Below are 22,961 nucleotides of genomic sequence, written 5' to 3'. Positions count from 1 at the left end.
CTAGACACCCTTCGGGTGCCACACCGTCTTCGTCTCCAAGAGCACAGTCATCCGCGTCACCCCAGGATCGGCGAACCAGTCGTGCTGTGCAGGGGCCGGCCGGAGCACCCGCTTCAGGTTCTCCGCCGCCTTGACCTCCAGTTCCGCCGCCAGGTCGGCGTCGGTCACCCCGGTGAGGTCGATCGCGTTGACGTCCATGTGCGCGGCCAGCGTCGGCACGGTCTCCGACAGCCGGCCGGTGAGGATGTTGACCACCCCGCCCGGCAGGTCGGAGGTGGCCAGCACCTCGGCCAGGGTGACCGCCGCGAGGGGCGCCGACGGCGAGGCCGCCACCACCACGGTGTTGCCGGTGACGATCGCCGGGGCGATCACGCTGACCAGGCCGAGCAGCGCCGGGGTCTCGGGGGCCACCACGGCCACCACGCCGGTCGGCTCCGGGGCGGACAGGTTGAAGTACGGGCCGGCCACCGGGTTGGCGCCGCCGTACACCTGCGGGAGCTTGTCGGACCAGCCGGCGTACCAGACCCAGCGGTCGATCGCCGCGTCCACCTCGTCGGCCGGCACTCCGAGCGCGATGAACTGGTCGCGCCGGCCCTCCAGCATCTCGGCGACCCGGTAGAGGATCTGCCCGCGGTTGTACGCGGTGGCCCCGGCCCAGCCCTTCACGGCGGCCCGGGCGGCGACCACGGCATCGCGGGCGTCCTTGCGGGAGGAGAGCGCCACGTTCGCGTCCTGCACGATGTACGACCGTCCCGACTCGCTGCGCGGGAACTTCCCGCCGATGAAGAGCTTGTACGTCTTGCGTACCGCGACCCGCTCAGACATTGAGGTACGCCTCCAGCCCGTGCCGGCCGCCCTCGCGACCGTAGCCCGACTCCTTGTAGCCGCCGAAGGGCGAGGTGGGGTCGAACTTGTTGAACGTGTTGGCCCAGACCACGCCGGCGCGGAGCCGGTCGGCCGTCCACAGGATCCGGGAGCCCTTGTCGGTCCAGATCCCGGCCGACAGCCCGTACGGCGTGTTGTTCGCCTTCTCCACGGCCTCGGCCGGGGTACGGAAGGTCAGCACCGACAGCACCGGGCCGAAGATCTCCTCGCGGGCGATCCGGTGCGCCTGGGTGACCCCGGTGAAGATGGTTGGGGCGAACCAGAAGCCGCGGTCCGGCAGCTCGCACGGCGGCGACCAGCGCTCCGCGCCCTCGGCCGAGCCGGCGTCGGACAGCTCCTTGATCCGGGCCAGCTGCGCGGCCGAGTTGATCGCGCCGATGTCGGTGTTCTTGTCCAGCGGGTCGCCGACCCGGAGCTGGGCCATCCGCCGCTTCAGCGACTCCAGCACCCGGTCCGCGACCGACTCCTGGACCAGCAGCCGGGAGCCGGCGCAGCAGACGTGGCCCTGGTTGAAGAAGATGCCGTTGACGATCCCCTCGACCGCCTGGTCGACCGGGGCGTCGTCGAAGACGATGTTGGCGGCCTTGCCGCCCAGCTCCAGGGTGAGCTTCTTGCGGGTGCCGGCGACCGCGCGGGCGATGGCCTTGCCGACCTCGGTGGAGCCGGTGAAGGCGACCTTGTCCACGCCCGGGTGCTCGACCAGCGCCCGGCCGGTGTCGCCGGCGCCGGTGACGATGTTGACCACGCCGGCCGGCAGGTCCGCCTGCTGGCAGATCTCGGCGAAGAGCAGCGCGGTCAGCGGGGTGGTCTCGGCCGGCTTCAGCACCACCGTGTTGCCCGCCGCCAGGGCCGGGGCGATCTTCCAGGCCAGCATGAGCAGCGGGAAGTTCCACGGGATGACCTGCGCGGCCACGCCGAGCGGCCGCGGGTTCGCGCCGAAGCCCGCGTACGGCAGCTTGTCGGCCCAGCCGGCGTAGTAGAAGAAGTGCGCGGCGACCAGGGGGATGTCGACGTCCCGGGACTCCTTGATCGGCTTGCCGTTGTCCAGGGACTCCAGCACGGCCAGCTCCCGAGACCGCTCCTGGATCAGCCGGGCGATCCGGAACAGGTACTTGGCCCGGTCGCGGCCCGGCATCGGGCCCCAGACCTTCTCGTACGCGTTCCGGGCGGCGCGGACCGCGCGGTCCACGTCCTCGCTGCCGCCCTCGGCGATCTCGGCGAGGACCTCCTCGGACGCCGGGTTGATCGACTTGAAGCTGCCGCCGTCGACCGGGTCGACGAACTTCCCGTCGACGAAGAGCCCGTACGAGGGCTTGATGTCCACCACCGAGCGCGACTCGGGGGCGGGGGCGTATTCGAACATCGCGCTCAGTCCAGGGTGAAGTAGTCGGGACCGGCGTAGACGCCGGTCTTCAGCTTGGTGCGCTGCATGAGCAGGTCGTTCAGCAGGCTGGACGCGCCGAACCGGAACCAGTCCGGGTCCAGCCAGTCGGCGCCGACGGTCTCGTTGACCATGACCAGGTACTTGATCGCGTCCTTGGTGGTCTTGATGCCGCCGGCCGGCTTCACGCCGACCTGCCGGCCGGTGGCGGCGCGGAAGTCGCGGACCGCCTCCAGCATCACCAGGGTCACCGGCGGGGTGGCCGCGACGGGCACCTTTCCCGTGGAGGTCTTGATGAAGTCGCCGCCGGCCAGCATGGCCAGCCAGGAGGCGCGCCGCACGTTGTCGTACGTGGCCAGCTCGCCGGTCTCCAGGATCACCTTGAGGTGGGCGTCCCCGCAGGCCTCCTTGGTGGCCACGATCTCGTCGTAGACCTCCTTGTAGCGGCCGGCCAGGAAGGCACCCCGGTTGATCACCATGTCGATCTCGTCGGCCCCGGCCTCGACCGCCGACCGGGTGTCCGCGAGCTTGACCTCCAGCGGGGCCTGGCCCGACGGGAAGGCGGTCGCCACGCTGGCCAGGTGCACGCCGCTGCCGCGCAGCACCTCGGCCACGTACGGGACCATCGTGGGGTAGACGCAGACCGCGCCGACGTGCGGGCAGGACGGGTCGGCCGGGTCGGGCCGCACCGCCTTGGCGGCGAGCGCCCGCACCTTGCCGGGGGTGTCGGCCCCTTCGAGGGTGGTCAGGTCGACCATCCGGATCGCCAGGTCGATGGCCTGGGCCTTCGCGGTGGTCTTGATGGAGCGGGTGCCGAGTTGGGCCGCCCGCTGCTCCGCGCCGACCTGGTCCACGCCGGGCAGGCCGTGCAGGAAGGTCCGCAGAGCGGTCTCGGATCGTCCCAGCTCGGAGAGGTCCGACCGGGCCGACGTCGCTGTCGCCGTCATGCCCCGAATACTACGCACCCGCGAGTCGAGTGATCTTGGTCACTCAGGTCCGGAGCTGAGCGCCGTACGTGAGCGGCGTCGCTGGTCAACCGGCACCCGCAGTGCGACGCCCCGGAGACCGGTAGGTTGAGCGTTCGTGGACGTACACGTCATTGACCACCCGCTCGCCCAGGCACGGCTGACCGCCATGCGGGACGCCCGGACCGATTCCGCGACCTTCCGGGCCGCGCTGCACGAACTCACCACGATGCTGGTGTACGAGGCGGCGCGCTCCTTCCCGGTGGAGAAGTACCCGATCCAGACCCCGGTCACCGCCGCCGAGGGGACCCGGCTGGCGAACCCGCCGCTGCTGGTGCCGGTGCTGCGGGCCGGTCTCGGCATGGCCGACGCCGCGCTCGGCCTGCTGCCGGAGTCGTCGATGGGCTTCGTCGGCCTGGCCCGGGACGAGAAGACGTACGAGCCGCGCGCGTACATGGAGTCGCTGCCCCGGGACCTGAGCGGCCTGCCGGTGCTGGTCCTCGACCCGATGCTGGCCACCGGCGGCTCGCTGGAGCACTGCTGCCGGCTGCTCGCCGACCGCGGCTGCACCGACATCACGGTGCTGTGCGTCCTCGCCGCGCCCGTCGGCATCGCGCGGCTCGAGCAGAGCGGCCTGCCGCTGCGCCTGGTCACCGCCTCCATCGACGAGGGACTCAACGACCGGATGTTCATCGTCCCGGGCCTCGGCGACGCCGGCGACCGCCAGTTCGGCGGCATGCCCCGCTTCTAGTCCCGCCCAGACGTGCCCACCGCCCCGGCCCACGCCGGGGCGGCGCCGTTTCCGGACACCCGTTCCGCACCCGCCGGTAATGATCCGCCCCGCCCACGACACATACCTGGTGTCCCTGTCAGGAACTCCGGTCGGGAGAGCGATCAGATGAAACCCGTGGGTGAGCGGGACGAAGGCTGGTTCACCAGCCTCTACGCCGCGCACTACCCGGACATCCTCAGGTACGGCCTGCGGCGGCTACCGGACGCCGACGCGGCCGCGGAACTCGCCCAGGACGTGTTCGTCGTCGTCTGGCGGCGGCGCGGTGAGGTCCCCGAACGCGCCCTCCCGTGGCTCTACGCCGTCGCCCGCCACACCGTGGCCAACCGGTGGCGGCACGGGCGGGATGCGCCCACCCTGCTCCCGCTCAGCGAGGCCGACCAGGTGCCGGCGGGGCTCGTCGGGCCCGACGCGGTGGCGCCGGTGCTCGACCTGCGCCGGGCGCTGCGTGCGCTGCCCGAGGCCGACCAGGAGATCCTCCGGCTGGTCGGGTGGGAGGACCTCAGCGTCGCGGACGCCGCCGCCGCGCTGGGCTGCACCCGGTCCGCCGCCGCGGTGCGGCTGTTCCGGGCCCGCCGTCGACTGCGTTCCGCGCTGGCCACCCGGCCGCCCCGCCACGACCCCCGGCCGGCGTCCGCCCATGTCTGAGCGTCCGCCGATGTCCGAGCGTCCGCCGATGTCCGAGCGTCCGCCGATGTCCGAGCGTCCGCCGATGTCCGAGCGTCCGCCCTTGTCCGAGAGGAGCAGCATGCACACCCAGCAGCAGGTCCGGGACCTCCTGGGCCCGGCCGACCCGGCCCGTGGCGTCGTCGTGCCGGCGGCGCCGCTCTCCGCGCACGACCTGATCCTCCGCGCCGAGAACTCGGCGCCGCCCCCGACCCGCCGGCGTGCGAGCCGCCGTACCCTCCTCGTCGGCGCGGCCGCCGCGGCGACCGCGGCCGCGTCCGCCGGCCTGGTGCCGGTCCTCCGGCGCGGCCCGGCACCCACCGGACCGGTCCCGCAGGCCGGCGGGACCGTGCTCCAGCCGGTGGGCTACGAGATCGCCACCGACGGCGAGCCGGCCGGGCCGCACCTGCGGGCGCTCGCCGGTGGCCTCACCGACGCGTCCTACGACCGCGAGGGTGGCCGCTACGCCTACCAGCGGATCAAGTTCTGGGGCCGCACGACCCTGTTCTCGCCCGAAGGCTACCTGGCCAGCTACGTGGACGAGCGCCGCAGCTGGACGACGCCCGACGGGCGCCGGTGGTCCGACAGCACGGTGCTGGACCTCGAGTTCCCCGACGCGGCGTCCCGGGACTACTGGACGAGGCAGCCCCCCAGACCCGCCCCGTCGGGGACCGGGCGCCCCCCGGGGCCGGTCGAGGAACCCCGGGACCTGGCCGCCGGGAGACGACTGCCCACCGGTCGAGCGGTCCTCGCCCGCCTGCTCCGGTCCGACCGGGCGGCCGGTGACGTGGCCGTGGCGGCGTACAACGTCTACGCCCAGCACCTGCTCCCGCGGCGGACCCGCGCCGACATCCTCACCATCCTGGCCGGCAAGCCCGGCTTCGTGTGGCGGGGACGCGTCGTCGACCGGGCCGGCCGCGCCGGCGTCGGCGTCACCGCCGACCTCACCATGCCGACGGGCCAGCCGCAGCGGGTGCAGATGTTGCTGGTCTTCGACCCGTCCACCGGTGAGCTGCTCGCCCACGAGCACCTGGAGCTGGCCCCGCGGCACCGGGTGCTGCACTACGGACTGCTGCTCGAGGGCCGCCGTACCGACACGCTCGGCTGACGGTGAGACCGGCGTGGGTGGGGCGGGCGGCCCGCTCACGCCGTGCGTCGGCGCGCCATCGGTGGCGAGTTGGTGCGCGGGATGCGCGTACCCGCTAGCGTCTGCGGCCATGACTGGTGTTGCGCTCGCCGAAGAGCTGCTGCTCCTCGCCTACGACGACGAAACCGGCAAGGCGACCATGCCGCGGATCAGCCTGGATCTCGGGATGGCCGCCGCGGTGCTGGTCGAGCTGGCCCTGGCCGGCCGGATCGCGTACGCCGAGGGTTCCCTGGCGGTCATCGACCCGGCCCCGACCGGCGAGCCCATCGCGGACGCCGTCCTCGCCAAGATCGCGGCCGACACGCCGCACACCCCGTCGTCCTGGGTGCAGCGGCTGCGGCACGGGCTGCGCGACCGGATCCTCGGCGACCTGTGCGGCCGGGGCGTGGTCCGGGACGTCGACGAGACCGAGCTGGGCTTCATCCACGTACACCGGTACCCGGTCGCCGACGCCTCGGTGGAGGCCGACATCCGGCGCCGGCTGGCGGAGGCGCTGACCAGCGGGCAGCTCCCCGACGAGCGGACGGCGGCGCTCGCCACCCTGGTGGCGGTGCTGCGGATGGAGCCGGCGCTCGGCCTGACCGGCAACGCCGCCGACGACGCCCGCAAGCGGCTGGAGGAGATCGCCACCGGTGCCGGTTTCTCCGGCGACGTCAGCCTGGACGACAGCGTCGTCCGCCCCTCGATCAGCCTGGTCATCGCCGCCCTGGCCCAGGCCGTCGACGCCGCCCTCGGCAAGCCCAAGCCGTAAGGCCCGAGGCCCGAGCTGCGCGGGTCCTATGCGTCGGGGCGTCATCGGGAGCTGGGTACCGAAACGCCGGCCGGCGGGACCGGACCCGCCGGGTCGACGTTGTCGCGGTCGCCGGGGCCGGTGCGGGACGGGGCCCCCGGCACGGCCCGAGCCGGACCGTTCGCCCCCTTGATCTCCACCGCCACCCCGTCCACGGCATCCAGCTCGACCGGCCCCCGGTAGCGGGAGTCGTTCGCCGCCGAGCGGTTGTCGCCGAGCAGGAACATCGTGTCCGCGGGGACCGTGGTGGTGGGGAACGGGTCGGTGACCGCCGTCCCGAGGTACGGCTCGGGGAACGGGGCGCCGTTCACGACAAGCGCTTCGCACCGGCCGCTCGGGCTGGCCGGGCAGCCGATGCTGTCGCCAGCCAGGGCGGCGACCCGGAGGATGGCGTCGTACTCGGCCCCGGTGTCGGCGTCCCTGAGATGGACGAGGACGACGTCGCCACGGGCAGGCACCAGCTTCTTGTTGAAGACCACCTGCTCGCTGACCCGGATACTGGGCTCCATGGCGGTGCTGGGCTCGGCCACGGTGAAGAAGTCGCTGCGACCGAGCAGCGTGGACGCGGCCAGGGTGCTCACCACCGCGACCCCGGCTCCGGCACCGATCAGGACACGGCTCAATCGCCGGAATCGCCGCTGCCGACGCGTTCGGTCGAGGACGAGGCGGGCCAGGTCCGGGCGAGCCTGCGCGGTTGGCGCCGCCGCTGCGGCGAGGACGCGCAGTCGTTCCGCCGCCTCGCCGGTCATCTGCAAGGTGTCGTTCATCGTGCGGTCTCCTCCACGGCGGTAAGGGTGGTGGTCAGCGCAGCGCGAACCTTCTCGAGCCCGCGCGCCAGGTTGCTCTTGACGGTGCCGGTCGAGCACCGCATGAGCGAGGCCGTCTCGGCCTCGCTCAGCCCGTCGATGACCCGCAGCACGACCGCCACGCGCTGCCGAGGTGGCAGCAGTCCGAGGATCTGATCGAGCTGCGCGCGGGCCACGATCGCCTCGGCGTGGTCCGGCCCCGCGGTCGCCCGGTCCGGATCGGCCGGCACGGGCACGGGCACCAGATGGCTGCGTCGGCTCCGGTCCTTGACGAGGTTGACCAGCGTTGTCCGCACGTACCCTTCGGGCGAGTCCAGCCGCCTCGACCAGTGGTTGGCGAGCCGGAGCAGGGCGGTCTGCAGCAGGTCTTCGGCCTCGGTCGCGTCCGGCACCAACAGCCGTGCCAGGCGTAACAAACGCGTCCCGTGAGCCTGCACGAACTGGGTGAAGGCCTGTTCCTCTGAGGGGGTCACAGCCAGCAGAACGAGACCGGGCTCGGCGAGGTTGCACGCCTTCCGGCGCTGCCCCGCCGACCGCTGCTAGGCAACGCCCAAGGCGGCAGCGATCTCGGCGCGAAGCGCCGCCACGGCGGTCGTGGCGCGGGCGCGCGCGGCGGCGACGTCGCCGTCGGCGACCGGTTCCACCACCTCGAGGTACGCCTTGAGCTTCGGCTCGGTGCCGGAGGGGCGGATCACCACCCGGGCCGCGTCGGTGCGCAGGATCACCACGTCCGCCCCGGGCAGCAGGTCGGACGCCTCGGTGACCGGGTGCCCGAGCAGCGAGGTCGGGGTGGCCCCCCGGAGCCGGGTCATCATCTCCGCGATCACCCGCAGGTCGTCCACCCGGACCGAGAGCTGGTCGGTGTGGTGCACGCCGAACTCGGCGGCCAGCTCGTCCAGCCGGTCGGTGAGCGTACGGCCCTGAGCCTTGAGACCGGCGGCCAGCTCGGCGACGGTCAGCGCGGCCGTGATCCCGTCCTTGTCCCGGACGTGCTCCGGGGCGACGCAGTAGCCGAGCGCCTCCTCGTAGCCGAAGACCAGCGGCTCGGCCCCGCCACCGGCCCGGACGATCCACTTGAACCCGGTCAGCGTCTCGTCGTACGGCAGGCCGCGGGCCGCGCACATCGCCCGGAGCAGGCTCGACGACACGATGGTGGTGGCGTACAGGCCGGTGACCCCACGCCGCATCAGGTGGTCGGCGAGCAGCGCGCCCACCTCGTCCCCGCGCAGCATCCGCCAGCCGCCGGCCTGGTCCGGTACGGCCACCGCGCAGCGGTCCGCGTCGGGGTCGTTGGCGATGGCGATGTCCGCGCCGGTCGCGCCGGCCAGCGCGACGAGCTTGTCGACCGCGCCCGGCTCCTCCGGATTGGGGAAGTTCACGGTCGGGAAGGCCGGGTCGGGTTCGGCCTGGTCGGGCACCACGCCCGGCACCGCGAACCCGGCCTGGGCGAAGGCGGCGGTCAGCACGGCGGCCCCGACCCCGTGCAGCGGGGTGTAGGCCACCTTCAGGTCGCGCGGACCGGTCGGGTCGACCACCTGGGCGGCCCGCTGCACGTACGCGGCGACCAGGTCGTCGCCGAGCACCTCGCCGGGCGGGCCGAGCGGCACCTCGGCCAGCGGGCCGACCGCCCGGATGGCCGCTTCGATGCCGGCGTCGGCCGGCGGCACGATCTGCGCCCCCGCGCCGAGTTCCCCGCCCAGCCCGGCACCCAGGTAGACCTTGTAGCCGTTGTCCTGCGGCGGATTGTGGCTGGCGGTCACCATGACGCCGGCCACCGCGCCGAGGTGCCGCACCGCGTACGCGAGCACCGGGGTGGGCAGCGGGCGGGGCAGCAGCAGCGCCGGCCGGCCGGCGCCGGTGGCGACCTGGGCGGTGCGCTCGGCGAACGCCCGCGAGCCGCGCCGGGCGTCGTACCCGATCACCAGCGGGCCCTCGCCGCCCTGGTCGGCGAGCCAGGCGACCAGCCCGGCGGCGGCCTGGGTGACCACCGCGAGATTCATGCCGTTCGGGCCGGCCCGCAGCGGGCCGCGCAGCCCGGCGGTGCCGAACGTCAGCGGCCCGGCGAACCGGTCGGCCAGCTCGGGCGCGCTGCCCGGCAGGCCGTCCAGGACGGCGCGCAGCTCGTCGCGGCTGGCCGGGTCGGGGTCGTCGTCGAGCCACCGCCGGGCCTGTTCGCGAAGTTCGTCAAGATCAGTGGTATCCGCCGCCATTGCCTCTTGATAGCACGGCGGCGGATCACCACGGTCCGTCGGCCTCGGCTCAGCTGCCTCCGCCGAACTTGAACGAGCTCGCCATCGCGTCGAAGATCGGCTTGCTGGCGGCGAAGTCGGCCTCGTTGGCGGTCAGGTAGAACGAGTAGACCTTGCCGTCCTGCACGACGCCCCGCCACACCCCGTGCCGCTTGGTGTCGCCGTCGCCGCAGGTGTACTCGAACTCGGCCGCCGGCTTGCCGGCCAGCGTGGTCTCGGTCATCGCGAGCTGCTCGTACGGCTTGGCGCAGGCCTTGCTCCGGTCCCGGAGGTTGCGCGAGGCGGACTCGGCCCACCGGGTCGGGGTGCCGTCCCACTTCTCGGCGAGGACCCGCACCTTCCGGCCGTCCTGCTGCGGGTCGACGAAGTCGACGAACACGCCGCCGGACGTCCGCTTGTCCCAGCCCTTCGGCACCTGGAGGGTGACGCCCTTGACGGACTCCTCCTGCATGTCCACCGGGGGCGTGGCCTGGGCGCTGCCGGTGGGCAGCGAGGACACGATCGGCGGTGGCTGCTTGTCGCCGCCGCCGGAGAGGGCGATCACCCCGACCAGCAGCAGCACGGCGACGCCGCCGGCCACCGCGAGCTGTACCTTGCGCGGCCAGCCCTTGACCGTGCCGACGAGCTGGCCGACGCCCTTGGCCCTGCCCGGGCCGCCGGCCGGCGCCGGGGCGGCCCACGGCTGGCCGGTGCCCGGCACCGACCACTGGCCGCCGCCGTACACCGGCTGGGTGGCCTCGACGCCCCGGCCGTAGACGGGCTGGGTCGCGTCCGGGTGGCCGGTGCCGATCCGTTGGGTGGCGTCCGGATATCCGCCGCCGATCCGTTGGGTGGCGTCCGGCCGGACGCCGGGCGTGATCCGCTGGGTCGCGCCCGGGTTCGCGCCGTCCCCGATCCGCTGGGTGGCGTCGGGGGAGATGCGCTGGGTCGCGTCGGGCATGGCGCCGGTGGGGGTGTGCAGCGCCCCGGCCATCGCGTCCGCGCTGGTCTCGTCGAGCGCCGCCCCCGCGGCGGCCGCGGTCGGCTCGGGCCGCTCGCCGCGGCGCAGGGCGGCCAGCCGGTCGGTCAGCGACTCACCGGGGGCGATCATCGCCCGGCCGCCGATCTGCCCGGTCGGCTTCGGCTCCGGAGCGGCCGGCGCCGGCGCGGCCGGCCGCTGCACCGGCACCACGGCGTACGGGTCGGTGACCGAGTTGACCGCGGTGGCGGTGCTGGTCAGCGGGCCGGCGAGCAGCTCGCGCAGCATGGCGCGGGCGGTGTGCACGTCCAGCCGGCGGGCCGGGTCCTTCTCCAGCAGGCCCATCAGCACCCGGGTCAGCGGGCCGCTGCGCTGGGGCGTGGCCGGTGGGTCCTCGACCACGGCGTGCATGGTCTCGATCGGGTCGCCCCGGTCGAACGGGGGGCGCCCCTCGACCGCCGTGTAGAGGGTGACGCCGAGCGAGAACAGGTCGCTGGGCGGGCCGAAGTCCTGGCCCATGGCCCGCTCCGGCGAGATGAAGTGCGGTGAGCCGAGCACCATGCCGGGCGTGGTCAGCTGCACGTCGGTGGGCATCCGGGCGACGCCGAAGTCGGTCAGCACGCACCGGCCGTCGGAGCAGATCAGCACGTTGGCCGGCTTGACGTCGCGGTGCAGCACGCCGATCGCGTGCGCCACCTCCAGGGCGCCGAGCAGCGCGATGCCGATCTTGGCGACCGCGCGGGGCGCGACCGGCCCGTCCTCGATCACCATGTCGGCGAGGCTGCGGGCGTCCAGCAGCTCCATCACGATCCACGGGCGGCCACCCTCGGTGACCACGTCGTACACCTGGACCACGGCCGGGTGCTGGATCGCGGCGGCGGCGCGGGCCTCGCGGAGGGTCCGTTCGTACATCGCGTCGCGGTCACTGGGGGCCAGACCGGGCGGGAGGACGACCTCCTTCACCGCCACGTCGCGGCGCAGCAGCGTGTCTGTCGCGCGCCAGACCGTGCCCATGCCGCCGTTGCCCACCGGCGACCGCAGCGAGTAGCGACCACCGATGGTGGTGCCGGGCGCCGCGCGTCCAGTGGGGGGACTGACCGGTCCGCCGCTCCACGTCGGGATCTGAGTCACAGAAAAGCCACCGGGGGATATCGAGGGGGCTGGGACACAACCCCCCTATCTTGCTGGTTCCGACGGCCGATGCGAAACCCGACGCGGCGGACCTTTACCTACTCGACCGTACGTGGCGGCCTACTCACGGCCCGGCCACCCCTGCCCGGTCCCCGAATGTGCGGAATCCCTCACTCATCGATGTCTTCCCGCGTCCTACCATCCGGGGATGAGCGAACGGCGGTCGAGCGAGTCCGGTTTCCCGATCAAGGGCGTCTACACCGCGGAGGACCTGCCCGGGGAACTGGCCGAGCGGCTGGGCGCCCCGGGCGAGTACCCGTACACCCGCGGGGTCTACCCGACGATGTACACCTCGCGTCCGTGGACCATGCGGCAGTACGCCGGCTTCGGCACGGCCACCGAGTCCAACGCGCGCTACCACCAGCTGCTGCGCGCCGGCACCATGGGCCTCTCCGTCGCGTTCGACCTGCCCACCCAGATGGGGTACGACTCCGACGACCCGATCGCGCACGGCGAGGTGGGCAAGGTCGGCGTCGCCATCGACTCGATCGAGGACATGCGGCTGCTCTTCGACGGCATCCCGCTGGACAAGGTCTCGACCTCGATGACCATCAACGCGCCCGGCTCGGTGCTGCTCCTGCTCTACCAGCTCGTCGCCGAGGAGTCCGGGGTGCCGGGCTCGGCGCTCAACGGCACCATCCAGAACGACATCCTCAAGGAGTACATCGCCCGGGGCACGTACATCTTCCCGCCGAAGCCGTCGCTGCGGCTGGTCGCCGACACCTTCGCGTACTGCCGCAAGGAGGTGCCGAAGTGGAACACCATCTCCATCTCCGGCTACCACATGGCGGAGGCCGGGGCGACGCCCGCGCAGGAGATCGCGTTCACCCTGGCCAACGGCGTGGAGTACGTCCGCGCGGCGCTCGCGGCCGGGCTGGCCGTGGACGACTTCGCCCCCCGGCTGTCGTTCTTCTTCGTCGCCCGCACCACGCTGCTGGAGGAGGTCGCCAAGTTCCGGGCGGCCCGGCGGCTCTGGGCCCGGCTGATGCGCGACGAGTTCGGGGCGAAGGACCCGAAGTCGATGATGCTGCGGTTCCACACCCAGACCGCCGGCGTGCAGCTCACCGCCCAGCAGCCGGAGGTGAACCTGGTCCGGGTGGCGATCCAGGGCCTCGGCGCGGTGCTCGGCGGCACCCAGTCGCTGCACACCAACAGCTTCGACGAGGCGATCGCGCTGCCCACCGAGAAGGCGGCCCGGCTGGCCCTGCGGACCCAGCAGGTGCTGGCGTACGAGACGGACCTGACCGCCACCGTCGACCCGTTCGCCGGCTCGTACGTGGTGGAGGCGATGACCGCCGAGATCGAGGCGGCCGCCGACGAGCTGATGCAGCGGGTGTTCGACCACGGCTCGGCGGTGGACGCGATCGAGGCCGGCTTCCAGAAGCGGGAGATCGAGCAGTCCGCGTACCGGATCGCGCAGGAGATCGACTCCGGCGAGCGGGTGGTGGTCGGGCTCAACCGGTTCCGGATCGACGAGGAGGAGCCGTACGAGCCGCTGCGGGTGGACCCGGCGATCGAGGCCGCCCAGGCGGAGCGGCTGGCCAAGCTGCGCGCCGAGCGGGACGGCGGCGCGGTCGAGCGGGCCCTGGCCGAGCTGCGCGCGGCCGCGGAGGGCGACCAGAACGTGCTCTACCCGATGAAGGAGGCGCTGCGCGCCAGGGCCACGGTCGGCGAGGTCTGCGGCACGCTGCGCGAGGTGTGGGGGACGTACCGGCCGAGCGACCGGTTCTGACCCGACGACGGCCCGCGCCGGGCACCCACCCGGGTGCCCGGCGCGGGCCGTCCATTTTGCTAGGGGTGACCCCTGACCTGGGCGGACGCTCTCGTCACGGTGGTCGCTGCGGGCGTACAGTCGATGGTCTCCCCGCATGCGCGCGGGGGCGGTGACGGCTCTGCGAAGGTGCCGGCGGCTCGTGCCTGCCGGCCCCCCGGCGGCACTTTCGGTGCGGACCTCCCGGGCGATGTCGCCCGGGCCGGCCCGCCGGCCGCGGGGCAGTGGCGCCCGCCGTCGGGGCACGTGTGCGGACGACTGCTCAGGGTCGCGGCGTGGCTTTCAGACACGCGGCCGGAGTGGTCGGTCGGAATGCGGGTAACCCGATCCGGTGATCGGGACGGACAGCGTGTGCGGTCGCACTTCGGACCGGCATGTCACCCTCGGGAGTCGCCCGACAGCCGAGCGTTGTCGCGCAATTGTCCGAGCGGCAGTTAATTGGCGCGACTAATGCGACAATTCGGAACGGCGGCCCCGGATTTGTGACCGCTGAAACGGTTACGCGTTGTAGGAGGTGTGGGACAGATGACGGCCTTCGACCCCGATCTACCTGCTGTCCCGCAAATAGTTGAGCCCTCTTACCAGGGCATTCGTGACGCTGTGCGGTCCGACCGCTACGCGAAAGATGTTGCACAGCGTCACCGCCGAAGGTCTAGGCTGTCTGCTGTTCTCCCCGAAGATCCATCCATCTCTAGTGATCGAGAATTCGACGTGACGAGTGCGTTGACGCTGCCTTCCGGCAGCCCACTGGCGTCGTCCTGGCCGGAGACGCCATCCGGGTCCCAACCCCTGCCCTTCGAGCTGGACCATCTGCTCGCCCTCCGGGTACCCGGGCTCATCGCCACCCGCCGTCACATCCACTCCCACCCGGAGTTGTCGGGCGAGGAGTTCGAGACGGCCGCACTGATCCACCGGGAGCTCTCCCTCGCCGGGCTGAACCCGCGACTGCTGCCCAAGGGCAACGGCGTCATCTGCGACATCGACGGGCGCCCGGACGGCCCGGTGATCGCGCTCCGCGCCGACATCGACGCGCTGCCGCTGACCGATCCGAAGGACGTTCCGTACCGGTCCACCGTGGACGGGGTCTGCCACGCCTGCGGGCACGACGTGCACACCACGGTGATGCTCGGGGTCGGCATGCTGCTGGCCCAGCTCGCCGACCTCGGCCAGCTCGACGGCCGGGTCCGGCTCATCTTCCAGCCGGCCGAGGAGATCCTGCCCTGCGGCTCGCTGGAGGTCATCGAGGCCGGCGGCCTGGACGACGTGGTGCAGATCTTCGCCGTGCACTGCGACCCGAACCTGCCGGTCGGCAAGGTCGGCCTGCGGGTCGGCCCGATCACCGCCGCCGCCGACAACGTCACCGTCCGGCTCACCGGGCCGGGCGGGCACACCGCCCGCCCGCACCTGACGGTCGACCTGGTCGACGCGCTCGGCCGGCTGGTCACCGAGGTGCCGACGCTGGTCAGCCGCCGGGTGCCGGCCAACAGCGGCCTGCTGCTGGTGTTCGGCCACGCGTCGGCCGGCACCCGCTACAACGTCATCCCGTCCGAGGCGTGCGCGGCCGGCACCCTGCGGGTGATGGACCGCGACACCTGGGACCAGGCCCCGAAGATCGTGGCTCAGGTGGTCCGGGACGTCATCGCCCCGACCGGGGCCACCGTCGACCTGGAGTACCTGCGCGGCCGCCCGCCGGTCACCAACGACGCCCGGGCCATCGGCGTGCTCACCGCCGCCACCGCGGCGGCCCTCGGTCCCGAAGGGATCGCGGAGACCCCGCAGAGCATGGGCGGCGAGGACTTCTCCTGGTACCTGGAGCACGTGCCGGGCGCGCTCGCCCGCCTCGGTGTCGGCCGGAACGGGCCCAACGTGGACCTGCACCGGGCCTCGTTCGACGTGGACGAGCGCGCCATCCCGGTCGGCGTGCGCCTCATGGTGCAGACCGCGTTGCGGGCACTTGCGGCGGCCCGCTAGGCGCCGGACCACCCGACGGACCGGCCGGTCCCGGCACCACCGGGGTCGGACCGGCCGGCGGCGCACGCCGGGCCCGCCTCCGCCGGGCCCGCCGGACCAGCAGCACCACCGGTACGCCGATCACCAGAGCGAACGGCAGCACCGCGCCCAGCACGGTGAGCAGCACGAAGAACGTGGTGACGAAGACGTCCCAGCCGCCCTTCAGCCCGACCAGGAAGCCGAGTTCCGGTCCCTCGTCGGCAGTGGTGTCGTCGGGGCCGAGGAAGGTCACCGTGATGGTGGAGAGCGCGGTCAGGTCGGCCAGCCGGCGCTTCTTCGCCTCCAGCGACGCCAGGTCGGCCTCCCGCCGGCCCACCTCGTTCTCCAGCGTGACCAGCTCGTTGATCGTGGTGGCCCGGGCCAGCAGCTTCCGGGCGCTGTCCACCCGGGCGCGCTGGGTGGCGATCCGGGCGTCCAGGTCGACGGTCTCCTCGGTGACGTCCTCCGTCCGGATCTCCCGCCGCTCCTGCTCGCCGAGCCCGGCCAGCTGGTCGATGACCGTGGTGAACCGGTCCGCCGGCACCCGCAGGGTCAGCTCGGCCCGGGCGTCCGACGACTCACTGCTGCGCTGGTCGCCGCCGACGAAACCGCCCGCCGCCGTCACCCGGTCGGTCGCCTCGCGGGCCGCCCGCTCCACGTCCGCCACCCGGACCCGCATGGTTCCGGTGTAGATGATCGACCGCTGGTCCACCCGCAGGTCCGCCCCGCCGGAGCCGGTCGCGGCCGGTGCCGCCTTCTCCGGGGCCGCGCCGGCACCCGCGTCCGCGGCCCCGCCCGCGACGGGTGCCCGTCCGGAGTCCGATGCGCTGTTCCCGCCGTCCGCGCCGCAGCCCCCGGCGACCAGTACCGCGGCCAGTCCCACCACCGCCAGCAGTACGCCCCGGCGCGGTCTTCCTCGTCCGCGCGTGCTGCCCTTCAGCTGACGCTCGCTCATGTCCCCGCTCCGCTCGTCGACGACCCCGGGCCCGGGGTCGATACCTCGGACGCGACGCGTCATCGCGCCGGTTCCGGCAGACTGCGACGAGGACGTCACGATTCGATAATCGAGGAGTCACGATGCAGGTCACCAAGTACGCCCACTCCTGCCTCCGGATCGAGCACGACGGGGGAGTGCTCGTCGTGGACCCCGGGGTCTACTGCGAACCCGAGGCGCTGGACGGGGCGGACGCGGTGCTGATCACGCACGAGCACCCGGACCACGTCAACGTCGAGGCGCTGACCCGTGCGCTGGCGCGCCGGCCGATCCCGGTCCACGGCCCGGCCTCGCTCGCCGGTGTCCTCGGCGACGCGGCGGACGCGCTGGTCGTAGTCGCGCCGGGCGAGTCGTTCACCGCCGCCGGCGTGGCGGTCCGGGCGTACGGCGGCCAGCACGCGGTCATCCACCCGGACATCCCGGTGGTCCAGAACCTGGGCTACCTGTTCAACGACGTGGTGTACCACCCTGGGGACTCACTGGTGGTCCCCGACGACGTCCAGGTGGACACCCTCTTCGCACCGATCCACGCGCCCTGGAACAAGTTCTCCGAGGTGGTCGACTTCATCCGGGCGGTCGCCCCGCGCCGGGCGTACGCGCTGCACGACGGGCTGCTCAACGCCAACGGTTTCGGCGTGCTCGACCGGCAGTACACCGCGCTGTCGAACACCGACTACCGCCGCCTCGAGCCGGGCACCCGGATCGACGCCTGACCGCCGTGCCCGGACCCACCCCCGACCTGGTCCAGCGGCTGTACGCGACGCCACCGGACCAGTTCGTCGCGGCCCGGGACGCCGCCGTGGCCGAGGCGCGCCGGGCCGGCGACGCGAAGGGCGCCCGGGAGATCGGCCGCCTGCGCCGGCCCACCGTGGCCGCCTGGCTGGTCAACCTGCTCGCGATCCGCCGCCCCGAACTGGTCGCCGATCTGGCCCACCTCGCCGATTCGCTGCGCACCGCCCAGCGCGAACTGCGCGGCGCCAAGCTGCGCGAGCTCTCCGCGCAGCGCCGGGCCGTGGTCGGCGCCCTCGTCGCCGAGGTACGCAAGCTGGCCGCCGCCGAGCCGGCCGCCCCGCCGGCCGGGAAACTGCCGCTGGCCGAGGTGGAGGCGACCCTCAACGCCGCCCTCGCCGACCCGGAGGTCGCCGGGCAGGTCCGGGCCGGCCGGCTGCTCCGAACCGTCCACTACGCCGGTTTCGGCGAGGTGCCCCGGCCGCAGCTTCGGCTGGTCACCGGGGGCGGTGGCGAGGAGCCGCCCGCACGGGAACGGGCGGCCGAGCGGGCCGAGAGCCGGCGGGCGCGCGACGAGCGGGCCGCCGAACGGGCCGCGCGGGCCGAACGGGCGAAACGCCGCCGGGCCCTGGAACGCGAACTGGCGAAGGCGCGCGACGACCAGGACCGCGCCGAACGCGAGCTGGCCGAGGCCACCGGCGCCGAGCAGGACGGCGCCGCGACGCTGGACCGGATCGAGACCGAGCTGGCCGAGCTGGAACGCCGGCGGGCCGCCGCCGAGCAGGAGCTGAGCCGCGCCAAGCTGGCCCGGCGGGGCGCGGAACGGTCGGTCACCGCGGCCCGCCGGCGCACCGGCGAGGTGGAGGGCGCGCTGGAGGCGCTCGACGCCGAAGAGGAGGATGCATCGGAGGGTGGTCACGAGGCAGACTGACCGTGATGGATGACCATGGTGGACGGACGGCGCGCCGATGACTCCGGAACAGGTCGCCGCCGCCAGCAAGCCGCTGGTGCTGGAGCTGGGGGAGGCGTTCGCCCGCTGCCCGTCGACCCTGCGCCGGGCCCGGCTGCTCGGCATCTCCGGGTGGGCCTTCTACATTACCGGGCGGGCCGGCGCGCTCGGCGACGTGCGGGCCGAGACGGTGGCCGCCGCGCTCGGCTTCATCGCCCCGGACGCGGTCGCCGACGGCTGGGACGGGGCCGTGCGTACCGTCCGGCCGCTGGAGGTGGCCGAGGCGAACCTGGCCGAGTGCTGCCGGTGGGGCGCCGAACGGCTGGGCGACGCCCCCGAGTCACCCCGCCTGGCCGGCCTGCTGCAACGGGCGGTCGACGCCGCCGAGGGCAGCGGGATGCCGCTCTTCGCCGCCTGGCGGGCCATGCCGGTCCCGGACCGCTCGCCGGGCGCCCGGGTGGCGGTGGCGCTGCTGCTGCTCCGCGAGCACTTCGCCGGGGCGTACCTGCTGGCCGTGCGGGCCGCCGGGATGACCCCGCTGGAGGCGGTGCTGGCCGGACCCGAGGGGGAGGCGGGGGCCGCCGCGTGCGGCTGGTCGCCCCCGTACCCGCCGGTGGGGCCGCTGGTGCGGCGCCGGCTCTGGGCCGAGGCGGTGACCGACCGGCTCGCCTCGGCCGCGTTCCGGGCGCTCGCCCCCGGCGAGGGGGCGGAACTGCTCAACCTGCTCACCGCCGCCCGGCTGCACCTGCGTGGCGGATAAATCAGCGGCGCGACCGCCGGGTCGGCTGCCAGGATGCCGGCGTGACGCTTCCCGCCGGCTGGACCGCCCGCCGCCCCACCCTCGACGACGTGCCCGCGATCCTCACGGTGGTGCACGCCGCCGACACCTTCGCCGTCGGCTACCCGGACTTCGACGCCGAGGACGTCCGGGACGCGCTGACCGCCCCCTTCGTCGACATGGCCCGGGACTCGTGGCTGGTCACCGACCCGGACGGGGTGGTGGTCGCCTGGTCGATCCTGAGCAACCCGACGGGGGTGGGCCGGGAGTTCGTCGAGGTCTACGTCGACCCCGAGCGCGGGGCCGAGCTGCGCGCGCCGCTGCTGGAGCGGCTGCTCGAGCGGGTCGCCGAGCGGGCCACCGAGCGTGACCTGCCCGCGCTCACCGTCCGCACCGCGGTCTTCGCGCCGGAGACCCGCTGGGCGGCCGAGCTGGCCGAGGCGGGCTTCACCCTGGTCAAGCGGTACGTCCGGATGACCCGCTCGCTGGCCGACCTGCCCGCCGAGCCGCCGCCCCCGCCCGGGGTGACCGTCCGGCCGCTGCGCCCCGACGACGAGGCGGACCTGCGCGAGTTCCACCGGATCTTCGACACCGCGTTCCGGGACACCCCGGATTACGAGCCGCTCGGCTTCGCGCAGTGGCGGGAGCTGCTCCCCTCGTACGGGAAGGTCTGGGACGAGTGGTTCGTCGCCGAGGTCGACGGGGTGCCGGCCGGCGCCCTCCAGTCCTCGGACCAGGCGCTGGACCACGACCTGGGCTGGGTCAGGACGCTCTCGGTGCTGCCCGCGTACCGGCGGCGCGGGGTGGGGGCGGCGCTGCTGCGGCGGGCCTTCGCGGTCTACGCCGCCAAGGGCCGGGCCGGCGCCGGGCTCGGGGTCGACCTGGCCAACCCGACCGTCCCGGTGACCCTCTACCGCTCCGTCGGCTTGCGCGAGCAGCGCTGGACCGACATGTACGAGCGGCCGGTGACCGCCACGGCTGTGTGACCCGTGACCCCCACTCCGGGGTCGCCGACCGGCCGGGGGCCCGGCCGGAGCAGACTGGAGGCGTGGCAGAGCCTCTAGGCCGACGCGGTGCCGGTGGGGCGGGACCGCAGCTCGGTGACGTAGTCGTCCGGCGCGCCCGCCTTCTCCGCCGCGTTCGCGATCTCCGACAGGTACCACGACGTCGGCAGGCCGCCCTCGTACCCGTCGAAGACGTAGACCCACGCGGTCACGTCCCCGTCCAGCGTCGAGACCCGGACGGTCAGCTTCCGGTACGTCCCGGCGGCCACGCCCTCCAGCTCGTCGAGCTGCGCGGCGTCGTACGGGTTGATGTCGTAGAGCGCCACGAAGACCCGGTCGCCCGGGGACTCGACCACGGTGCTGACCGAGCCCTCCCAGCCGATGGCGTCCTCGCCCGCGAAGGTGAGCCGCCACCCCTCCAGCCAGCCGGTGCCCACCATCGGCGAATGCGGGCAGTAGGCGCGCATGCGAGCGGGGTCCAGGTTTGAGCCATAAGCGGCGTACAGACGCACGGCGATGACGATAGCCCGGTCGGCGGGTGGGGGAGAATACGACGGTGCGTGTCGAGCGCGACGGGGAGAAGAAAGTCACTGTGAGCACTGACAAGGGGCGAGCGCTGTGAGCCAGATCGTGATCATCGGCGGGGGGCCGGCCGGGTACGAGGCGGCGCTGGTCGCCGCCCAGCTGGACGCTGATGTCACCGTGGTCGAGGCGGAGGGGGCCGGCGGCGCCTGCGTGCTCTCCGACTGCGTCCCGTCGAAGACCTTCATCGCCAGCTCCGAGGTGGTCACCGGCTACCGGGACACCGAGGAGTTCGGGGTGCACTCCGACGGGCTGGAGGCGGTCACCGTCGATGCCCGGGCGGTGCACGACCGGGTGAAGCGGCTCGCGCTGGCCCAGTCCGCGGACATCCACGCGAAGCTGGTCAAGGCCGGGGTCGAGTTCGTGGCGGGCACCGCCCGGCTGGGCGAGGACACCCTGGGTCACACCCACCGGGTGATCGTCACCCCGACGGAGGCTCGCGCGGAGTACTCCGTGGCGGCGTCGACCGTCCTGATCGCCACCGGCGCCACCCCGCGCCAGCTCCCCACCGCCGTCCCGGACGGCGAGCGCATCCTGACCTGGCGGCAGGTGTACGACCTGCCGGAGCTGCCCCAGCACCTGATCGTGGTCGGCTCCGGCGTGACCGGCGCCGAGTTCGCCAGCGCGTACCTGGCGATGGGCGTCCAGGTCACCCTGGTCTCCAGCCGGGACCGGGTCATGCCGCACGAGGACGCCGACGCCGCGTCGGCGATCGAGCGGGTGTTCCGCAACCGGGGCATGACCATCCTCAACAACTCCCGCGCCGAGGCGGTCCGCCGGATCGGCGACGGCGTCGAGGTGGTGCTCGCCGACGGCCGGGTGGTGGCCGGCTCGCACGCGCTGATCGCGGTCGGCTCGATCCCCAACACCGCCAACCTGGGCCTCGCCGAGTACGGCGTCGAGCTGGCCCGGGGCGGCTACGTGTCCGTCGACCGGGTGTCGCGTACCAACGTCCCCGGCATCTACGCCGCCGGCGACTGCACCGGCGTCCTGCCGCTGGCCAGCGTCGCCGCCATGCAGGGCCGGATCGCGATGTGGCACGCGCTCGGCGAGGCGGTCCGGCCGCTGCGGCTGCGTACCGTCGCGGCGAACGTCTTCACCGACCCCGAGCTGGCCACCGTCGGCGTCTCGCAGAACGAGGTGGACGCCGGCAAGGTCCCGGCCCGCCAGGTGATGCTGCCGCTCTCCGGCAACGCCCGGGCGAAGATGGCCGACCTGGCCGACGGCTTCGTGAAGCTCTTCTGCCGGCCGGCCAGCGGCCAGGTGATCGGCGGCGTGGTGGTGGCGCCGAAGGCCAGCGAGCTGATCCTGCCGATCACCATGGCGGTGGAGAACAACCTCACCGTCAACGAGCTGGCCCAGACCATCACGATCTACCCGAGCCTGTCGGGCTCGATCACCGAGGCCGCCCGCCAGCTCATGCTCCACGAACTGGAGTGACCCGCCGCGCCGGGCGGTGGATCAGGGTCGCCGCCACCACGGCGAGCAGCGCGACCTCCGCGAGGATGAGCAGCCGCTCCGCCAGCCCGATCAGCACCCGGTCCCCCGGGTACGCGGTCCAGACCATCGCCCCGGCCAGCAGCAGGCTGGTCAGGGCGAGGACGCGCAGCCAGCCGGCGGCCCGTCCGCCCAGGGAGCCGGCGAGCAGCCAGCCGGCGGCCGGCAGGACCAGGAAGGCCACCACCGACGCGTACCGGTGCAGGTAGGCGGCCGTGCCCATGGCCGTACCGGGCTCGTTGGTGGGTATCACCGCCGAGACCAACAGGCCGGCCGCCCAGGTGACGAGCAGCACTCGCGCCGGCCGACGCACGCCGGCCCGGCGCAGCGCCGACAGGAGTACGACGCTCGCCGCGGCGAGCACCACCATGGCCGCGTCGATGACGCCGCCCCGGTCGGAGACGGCGAAGTCGCTGACGGTCAGCGACCACGGATTCAGGTCGTCGTTCACCTCGAGGTGACCGAGTACGGCGAGCAACGCCGCCAGGGCGATCCCGCCGAGGGCCAGCAGGCCGCTCTTCCGGTTTCCGGGCATGCCTCAGCCTGTCGCCGGAACCACCCGAAACGGATCCGGGCCGACCACCCACTTCGCTCCCCGGGTCGCCCCCTAGAGGTGATTCGGGTGCACTTTGTTGCTGCCAGGACGACAACAGACGCACCCAAGGCCCAGGAGCTGAGCGGAGTCGCGTCCGGTGCTCCGGGCACCGGCGGATCGGGGACGCCCCCGGCCGGTCGGGCTCGGGCGCGTTGGCCGGGCGTGTCAGGGTCGGTGGCGAAAATCCTTACGAGCGATATGCCTCTGAGGCATATTCATGCCTCAGAGGCATGTCGCTTCTCGGC

The 22,961-nt window shown here is 73.6% G+C and carries 21 protein-coding genes; 11 read left to right on the top strand and 10 right to left on the bottom strand.

Going from position 1 to position 22,961, the window contains the following annotated elements; translation table 11 throughout:
- From ACGFI9_RS06420 to deoC, 3 genes are read right to left on the bottom strand one after another with little or no spacing between them, the layout of a single operon-like run.
- A complete protein-coding gene (locus tag ACGFI9_RS06420) occupies positions 1 to 825 on the bottom strand; it encodes an aldehyde dehydrogenase family protein (RefSeq protein WP_393175647.1) in 825 nt (274 codons plus the stop codon).
- Positions 818 to 2,248, bottom strand: coding sequence for an aldehyde dehydrogenase family protein (locus tag ACGFI9_RS06415; protein WP_393175645.1), 1,431 nt, complete (start codon positions 2,246 to 2,248; stop codon positions 818 to 820). The genes ACGFI9_RS06420 and ACGFI9_RS06415 overlap by 8 nt, the downstream gene beginning before the upstream one ends.
- A 5-nt stretch (positions 2,249 to 2,253) precedes the next feature.
- Positions 2,254 to 3,213, bottom strand: a complete 960-nt coding sequence (gene deoC / locus ACGFI9_RS06410; protein ID WP_393175643.1) for a deoxyribose-phosphate aldolase — start codon at positions 3,211 to 3,213, stop codon at positions 2,254 to 2,256.
- 136 nt (positions 3,214 to 3,349) lie between these two features.
- Here deoC and upp point away from each other — a divergent pair, with 136 nt between their 5' ends.
- The 4 genes from upp to ACGFI9_RS06390 all read left to right on the top strand — a co-directional run bounded on the left by upp (position 3,350) and on the right by ACGFI9_RS06390 (position 6,585).
- Positions 3,350 to 3,982, top strand: coding sequence for a uracil phosphoribosyltransferase (upp, locus tag ACGFI9_RS06405; protein ID WP_393175641.1), 633 nt, complete (start codon positions 3,350 to 3,352; stop codon positions 3,980 to 3,982).
- Positions 3,983 to 4,129: 147 nt separating this feature from the next.
- A complete protein-coding gene (locus tag ACGFI9_RS06400) occupies positions 4,130 to 4,669 on the top strand; it encodes an RNA polymerase sigma factor (protein ID WP_393175639.1) in 540 nt (179 codons plus the stop codon).
- A 100-nt stretch (positions 4,670 to 4,769) separates the two neighbouring features.
- The gene (locus tag ACGFI9_RS06395) at positions 4,770 to 5,795 is read left to right on the top strand and encodes a CU044_5270 family protein (RefSeq protein WP_393175637.1); all 1,026 of its coding nucleotides are present in this window, start codon (positions 4,770 to 4,772) and stop codon (positions 5,793 to 5,795) included.
- Between the two features lie 109 nt (positions 5,796 to 5,904).
- A complete protein-coding gene (locus tag ACGFI9_RS06390; RefSeq protein ID WP_393175635.1) occupies positions 5,905 to 6,585 on the top strand; it encodes a GPP34 family phosphoprotein in 681 nt (226 codons plus the stop codon).
- 41 nt (positions 6,586 to 6,626) lie between these two features.
- Here ACGFI9_RS06390 and lepB read toward each other — a convergent pair whose 3' ends face one another.
- The 4 genes from lepB to ACGFI9_RS06370 form a co-directional block, all read right to left on the bottom strand.
- The gene (gene lepB, locus ACGFI9_RS06385) at positions 6,627 to 7,391 is read right to left on the bottom strand and encodes a signal peptidase I (protein WP_393175633.1); all 765 of its coding nucleotides are present in this window, start codon (positions 7,389 to 7,391) and stop codon (positions 6,627 to 6,629) included.
- Positions 7,388 to 7,903, bottom strand: coding sequence for a SigE family RNA polymerase sigma factor (locus ACGFI9_RS06380; protein ID WP_393175631.1), 516 nt, complete (start codon positions 7,901 to 7,903; stop codon positions 7,388 to 7,390). The genes lepB and ACGFI9_RS06380 overlap by 4 nt, the downstream gene beginning before the upstream one ends.
- 66 nt (positions 7,904 to 7,969) lie before the next feature.
- The gene (locus tag ACGFI9_RS06375) at positions 7,970 to 9,640 is read right to left on the bottom strand and encodes a phospho-sugar mutase (protein WP_393175629.1); all 1,671 of its coding nucleotides are present in this window, start codon (positions 9,638 to 9,640) and stop codon (positions 7,970 to 7,972) included.
- Between the two features lie 49 nt (positions 9,641 to 9,689).
- Positions 9,690 to 11,768 (bottom strand): serine/threonine-protein kinase, encoded by a 2,079-nt coding sequence (locus tag ACGFI9_RS06370; RefSeq protein ID WP_393175628.1) that lies wholly within the window; start codon positions 11,766 to 11,768, stop codon positions 9,690 to 9,692.
- A 208-nt stretch (positions 11,769 to 11,976) separates the two neighbouring features.
- Here ACGFI9_RS06370 and ACGFI9_RS06365 point away from each other — a divergent pair, with 208 nt between their 5' ends.
- The gene (locus ACGFI9_RS06365; protein ID WP_393175626.1) at positions 11,977 to 13,560 is read left to right on the top strand and encodes a methylmalonyl-CoA mutase; all 1,584 of its coding nucleotides are present in this window, start codon (positions 11,977 to 11,979) and stop codon (positions 13,558 to 13,560) included.
- Positions 13,561 to 14,310: 750 nt separating this feature from the next.
- Entirely contained in the window at positions 14,311 to 15,570 is a 1,260-nt protein-coding gene (locus ACGFI9_RS06360; RefSeq protein ID WP_393175624.1) for an amidohydrolase, read from the top strand.
- Here the strand turns inward: ACGFI9_RS06360 and ACGFI9_RS06355 are convergent.
- Positions 15,527 to 16,543, bottom strand: coding sequence for a DUF4349 domain-containing protein (locus ACGFI9_RS06355; RefSeq protein WP_393175622.1), 1,017 nt, complete (start codon positions 16,541 to 16,543; stop codon positions 15,527 to 15,529). The genes ACGFI9_RS06360 and ACGFI9_RS06355 overlap by 44 nt on opposite strands.
- A 122-nt stretch (positions 16,544 to 16,665) precedes the next feature.
- Between ACGFI9_RS06355 and ACGFI9_RS06350 the strand changes: the two genes are divergently transcribed.
- The 4 genes from ACGFI9_RS06350 to ACGFI9_RS06335 are packed head-to-tail and all read left to right on the top strand — an operon-like array spanning position 16,666 to position 20,024.
- On the top strand, positions 16,666 to 17,295 hold the full coding sequence (locus ACGFI9_RS06350) for an MBL fold metallo-hydrolase (RefSeq protein WP_393175620.1): 630 nt from the start codon (positions 16,666 to 16,668) through the stop codon (positions 17,293 to 17,295).
- Positions 17,296 to 17,300: 5 nt separating this feature from the next.
- On the top strand, positions 17,301 to 18,242 hold the full coding sequence (locus tag ACGFI9_RS06345; RefSeq protein WP_393175618.1) for a hypothetical protein: 942 nt from the start codon (positions 17,301 to 17,303) through the stop codon (positions 18,240 to 18,242).
- 37 nt (positions 18,243 to 18,279) lie between these two features.
- Positions 18,280 to 19,020, top strand: coding sequence for a hypothetical protein (locus ACGFI9_RS06340; RefSeq protein ID WP_393175616.1), 741 nt, complete (start codon positions 18,280 to 18,282; stop codon positions 19,018 to 19,020).
- A gap of 41 nt (positions 19,021 to 19,061) precedes the next feature.
- On the top strand, positions 19,062 to 20,024 hold the full coding sequence (locus ACGFI9_RS06335) for a GNAT family N-acetyltransferase (protein ID WP_393175614.1): 963 nt from the start codon (positions 19,062 to 19,064) through the stop codon (positions 20,022 to 20,024).
- A gap of 74 nt (positions 20,025 to 20,098) precedes the next feature.
- On the opposite strand, the gene ACGFI9_RS06330 is transcribed toward ACGFI9_RS06335, so the two are convergent.
- Entirely contained in the window at positions 20,099 to 20,554 is a 456-nt protein-coding gene (locus ACGFI9_RS06330) for a gamma-glutamylcyclotransferase (RefSeq protein WP_393175612.1), read from the bottom strand.
- A gap of 106 nt (positions 20,555 to 20,660) precedes the next feature.
- Here ACGFI9_RS06330 and ACGFI9_RS06325 point away from each other — a divergent pair, with 106 nt between their 5' ends.
- A complete protein-coding gene (locus tag ACGFI9_RS06325) occupies positions 20,661 to 22,064 on the top strand; it encodes an NAD(P)H-quinone dehydrogenase (RefSeq protein WP_393175610.1) in 1,404 nt (467 codons plus the stop codon).
- On the opposite strand, the gene ACGFI9_RS06320 is transcribed toward ACGFI9_RS06325, so the two are convergent.
- Positions 22,042 to 22,656 (bottom strand): DUF998 domain-containing protein, encoded by a 615-nt coding sequence (locus tag ACGFI9_RS06320; protein ID WP_393175608.1) that lies wholly within the window; start codon positions 22,654 to 22,656, stop codon positions 22,042 to 22,044. The genes ACGFI9_RS06325 and ACGFI9_RS06320 overlap by 23 nt on opposite strands.
- Between the last annotated feature and the right edge of the window lie 305 nt (positions 22,657 to 22,961).

Source organism: Micromonospora sp. NPDC048930, from assembly GCF_043197935.1.
GTDB lineage: Bacteria > Actinomycetota > Actinomycetes > Mycobacteriales > Micromonosporaceae > Micromonospora.
Note: the sequence above shows the minus strand (reverse complement) of the source record. Positions and strands in the feature narration are given on the sequence as shown.